Source organism: Methylobacterium sp. WL18 (assembly GCF_008040015.1).
In the GTDB taxonomy this organism is placed as follows: Bacteria; Pseudomonadota; Alphaproteobacteria; order Rhizobiales; family Beijerinckiaceae; genus Methylobacterium; species Methylobacterium mesophilicum.
Map to the genome: position 1 here is coordinate 1 of NZ_VRVD01000427.1, position 4,094 is coordinate 4,094.

The window sequence follows — 4,094 nt, forward strand, 5'->3', positions numbered from 1 at the left end:
TTCGCGGCCTCGGCGGCCTCCGACGCCGCCACGGCCTCGACCTCGCGCACCGACAGGCCCTCGGCCACGACCCGGCGGGCCAGCCCCTCGGGATCGCGCACAGCCAGGAGCGCCCGGGCATGGCCGGCGGTGAGTTCCCCGGCGGTGACCCGGTCCTGCACGGAAGGCGGCAGGTTGAGCAGCCGCAGGGTGTTGGCGAGGTGGCTGCGGCTCTTGCCGAGGATCTCGGCCAACTCCTTCTGGGTATAGGCGAAATCCTGCATCAGGCGCTCGTAGCCCGAGGCCTCCTCGATCGGGTTGAGGTCGGCCCGCTGGACGTTCTCCAGGATGGCGAATTCCAGCGAGGCGCGGTCGTCGATCTCGACGATCACCACCGGCACCTCGTCGAGGCCGCCCTTCTGGGCCGCGCGCCAGCGCCGCTCGCCGGCCACGATCTCGAACGCCCCCGGCACGTCGCCGAGCGGCCGGACCACGATCGGCTGGATGATGCCGCGCTGGCTGATCGAGGTCGCGAGTTCGGCGAGCTCCGCCTCGCCGAAGCTGCGGCGGGGGTTGCGCGGGTTCGGGCGCAGGAATTCCACCGGAACCTTGCGCTGCGGCTCGATCTTTCCGTCGAGCTTGGCCGTCTGTCCGGCGTCGCCGAAATCGCCGATCAGCGCCGCGAGCCCGCGCCCGAGACGGGGTCGTGCCCCCTCCTCCGCCATCCTTGTCACCCGTGTCACGCTCCGCACTCGACCCCCGGCTTCTGGGGATCACACAATCAGGCCGCCGCCGGCACCCGGCCTTCACGCTGGATCACCTCGGAGGCGAGGCGCAGATACGCTTGGCTGCCGGCACATTTCAAATCGTAGAGCAAAGCCGGCTTGCCGTGGGACGGCGCCTCGGAGATGCGGACGTTCCGGGGGATCACGGTCTCGTAGACCTTGTCGCCCATGAAGCCGCGCACATCCGCCACCACCTGGGCGGAGAGGTTGTTGCGCGGGTCGAACATCGTCAGCACGATGCCCTGGATGGTCAGCTTCGGGTTCAGGGCGCCCCGGACCTGCTCGACCGTGCGCAGCAGCTGGCTCAGGCCCTCCAGGGCGAAGAACTCGCATTGCAGCGGCACCAGCACCGCGTCGGCGGCAGCCAGCGCGTTGATGGTCAGCAGGTTGAGCGAGGGCGGGCAATCGATCAGCACGTAGCTGATCCGCTCCAGACCCTTGGCGTGGGCGATGTCCTTGAGCACGCCGCGCAGCCGGTGCGCCCGGTCGGGCAGGGTCGCCAGCTCCATCTCCAGGCCGAGCAGATCCATGGTGGAGGGCGCGATCGACAGCCGCGGCACCGCCGTGGGGATCACCGCCTCGGCCAGCGTCGCCTCGCCGATCATGACGTCATAGGTCGAGACGTGACGGCGCGCCCGGTCGATGCCCAGCCCCGTGGAGGCGTTGCCCTGCGGATCGAGGTCGAGCACCAGCACGTCCTCGCCGATCGCCGCCAGGGCCGTGCCGAGGTTGATCGCCGTCGTGGTCTTGCCGACGCCGCCCTTCTGGTTGGCCAGCGCCAGGATCCGCAGGGGATGTCTCACGGACGGTCTTTCGGCAGGGGTCAAGACGGGATCGCGGGAAGGATCCATGGACCGGTCGGCGGAGTCGCCGAGGATCGCTTCGGTCATCGATGGCTCGGGGCGGCGAGGGCAGTGACGCGCACGATCCGGGCTTCGGAATCAGTCCGGCTCGGCACGAGGTCGTTAACGACTCTCCACTGCGCGGCGGCCTGGGTCAATTCAGCTTGCACGTCGCGCCCTTTCGGAAACAGGCCGGTGGTGCCCGTTTTCAACAGCGGCTCGGTCCAGGCGAGGAGCTGCGTCATCGGTGCGAGCGCGCGGGCGCAGACGATGTCGACGCCCTGGTAGTCGCCGATCACCGCCTCGATCCGGGCGTTGCGGACTCGGGCCGGCGCCCCGGTGAGGCGGGCGGTCTCGGTGAGGAAGGCGCATTTGCGCGCGTTGCTCTCGACCAGATCGACCTGGATGCCGCGCTCGCGGCCGGCGATGGCGAGGATCAGGCCCGGGATGCCGGCGCCGGAACCGAGATCGAGCCAGGTCCGGGCCTCGGGGGCGAGGTCGAGGAGTTGCAGCGCGTCGTCGATATGGCGGCTCCAGACCTCCGCCAGGGTGGCCGGGCCGACGAGGTTCTTGATCGGCTGCCAGCGCCGGAGCTGGGTGACGTAAAGGTCCAGCAGCGCGGCTGTTTCACGTGAAACACCGGAGGCCGCCAGGATTCGGGCACGGTCCGGATCGCTCATGACGCGCGCCGGCCAGCATCCGGGGCGGCCCGCCTGGCATGGGCCGCCAGGAGGGTGAGGGCGGCCGGCGTCACGCCCTCGATCCGCGCCGCCTGGCCGAGGGTGCCCGGCCGGACGGTTTCGAGCTTGACCCGCATCTCGTTCGAGAGGCCGCTGATCCCGGCATAGTCGAGGGAGGCCGGCAGACGCACGGCCTCGTCGCGCCGGAAGGCTGCGATGTCGGCGTTCTGCCGGTCGAGATAGACCGCGTAGGTGGCGTCGGTCTTGAGCCGGTCGGCCACCCGCGGGGACGTCTCGGCCAGTTCCGGCCAGATCGCGGCAACCTGCCCCCAGGCGATCTCGGGATAAGCCAACAGCTGGAATGCGCTCCGGCGGATGCCGTCGCGGTTCAGCACGATCCCGTGGGTCGCCGCCTGGCTTGGGGTGAGGCTGACGGCATCGAGCCGGCCGCGCGCCTCTTGAAGCTCTGTCCGAGAAGCCGAGAAATGATCGGCCCGGTGCCGGCCGACGCAGCCCAGCGCGAGGCCGCGCGGCGTCAGGCGCTCGTCGGCATTGTCGACCCGCAGGGAGAGCCGGTATTCCGAGCGCGAGGTGAACATTCGGTACGGCTCGCTGACCCCATGGGTGACGAGGTCGTCGATCATCACCCCGAGATAGGATTCGGCCCGGTCGAAGGTCGCGGGGTCGAGGCCGCCGGCGAACCGGGCGGCGTTGAGCCCGGCGACCAGCCCCTGGCCGGCCGCCTCCTCGTAACCGGTGGTGCCGTTGATCTGGCCGGCCAGGAACAGGCCGGGCAGGCGCTTGACCTGCAACCCGGCGTCGAGCTCGCGCGGATCGACGTAATCGTACTCGATGGCGTAGCCCGGCCGCAGGATCGTGGCGCGCTCCAGCCCCGGGATCAGCCGGATGAGGTCATGCTGCACCGCCTCGGGCAGGGCCGTGGAGATGCCGTTGGGATAAATGGTCGGGTCGTCCAGCCCCTCAGGCTCCAGAAAAATCTGGTGCCCCTCCCGGTCGCCGAAGCGCACGACCTTGTCCTCGATCGACGGGCAGTAGCGCGGGCCGCGGCTGGCGATGCCGCCGGAATACATCGGCGAGCGGTGCAGGTTGGCCCGGATCAGGTCGTGGACTGCCTGGGTGGTCCGGGTGATGCCGCAGCGGATCTGCGGCGTGGTGATCTTTTCCGTGAGCGTCGAGAACGGCACCGGGTCGGCATCCGCGTCCTGCATCTCCAGACCGGACCAGTCGATGGTGCGTCCGTCGAGGCGGGGCGGGGTGCCGGTCTTGAGCCGCCCGAGACGCAGGCCGAGCCGGTCGAGGGTCTGGGCCAGCCCGATCGCCGGCGCCTCGCCGGCCCGGCCGGCCGGGATCTGGCGCTCGCCGATATGGATCAACCCGCGCAGGAACGTGCCGGTGGTGAGCACCACGGCGGCGCAGGCGATCGTCCGGCCGTCGGCCAGCACGAGGCCGGAGAGCCGGCCCTCCGGATCGAGGACGAGATCCTCGCAGGCGCCCGCCACCACGGTGAGGCCGTCGGTTTCGGCGACGGCCGCCTGCATGGCGGCGGCGTAGAGCTTGCGGTCGGCCTGGGTGCGGGGCCCGCGCACGGCCGGGCCCTTGCGGCGGTTGAGCAGGCGGAACTGGATGCCGGCCGCATCCGCGACCCGGCCCATCAGGCCGTCGAGGGCATCGACCTCGCGGACGAGATGACCCTTGCCGAGCCCTCCGATGGCGGGATTGCACGACATGGCCCCGATCGTGGCGGGGTCGTGGGTGACCAGGGCGGTGCGGGCGCCGCAGCGCGCGGA

At 70.8% G+C, this 4,094-nt stretch carries 4 protein-coding genes; all 4 read right to left on the reverse strand.

Going from position 1 to position 4,094, the window contains the following annotated elements; translation table 11 throughout:
- A partial coding sequence (locus tag FV228_RS22185; protein ID WP_147856584.1) for a ParB/RepB/Spo0J family partition protein occupies positions 1-704 on the reverse strand: 704 nt, incomplete at its 3' end.
- A 56-nt stretch (positions 705-760) separates the two neighbouring features.
- Positions 761-1,615, reverse strand: a complete 855-nt coding sequence (locus FV228_RS22190; protein ID WP_147856585.1) for a ParA family protein — start codon at positions 1,613-1,615, stop codon at positions 761-763.
- A gap of 35 nt (positions 1,616-1,650) precedes the next feature.
- Positions 1,651-2,286: a 16S rRNA (guanine(527)-N(7))-methyltransferase RsmG gene (rsmG, locus tag FV228_RS22195; protein ID WP_147856582.1), complete on the reverse strand. Its 636-nt coding sequence runs from the start codon at positions 2,284-2,286 to the stop codon at positions 1,651-1,653.
- On the reverse strand, positions 2,283-4,094 hold a 1,812-nt coding region (gene mnmG / locus FV228_RS22200; RefSeq protein ID WP_147856583.1), incomplete at its 5' end, for a tRNA uridine-5-carboxymethylaminomethyl(34) synthesis enzyme MnmG. The genes mnmG and rsmG, both read right to left, overlap by 4 nt.

What these genes read in the sequence shown, in the direction of transcription:
- FV228_RS22190 (WP_147856585.1), bottom strand. Translation starts at nt 1,615, where the DNA reads ATGGATCCTTCCCGCGATCCCGTCTTGACCCCTGCCGAAAGACCGTCC.
- rsmG (WP_147856582.1), bottom strand. Translation starts at nt 2,286, where the DNA reads ATGAGCGATCCGGACCGTGCCCGAATCCTGGCGGCCTCCGGTGTTTCA.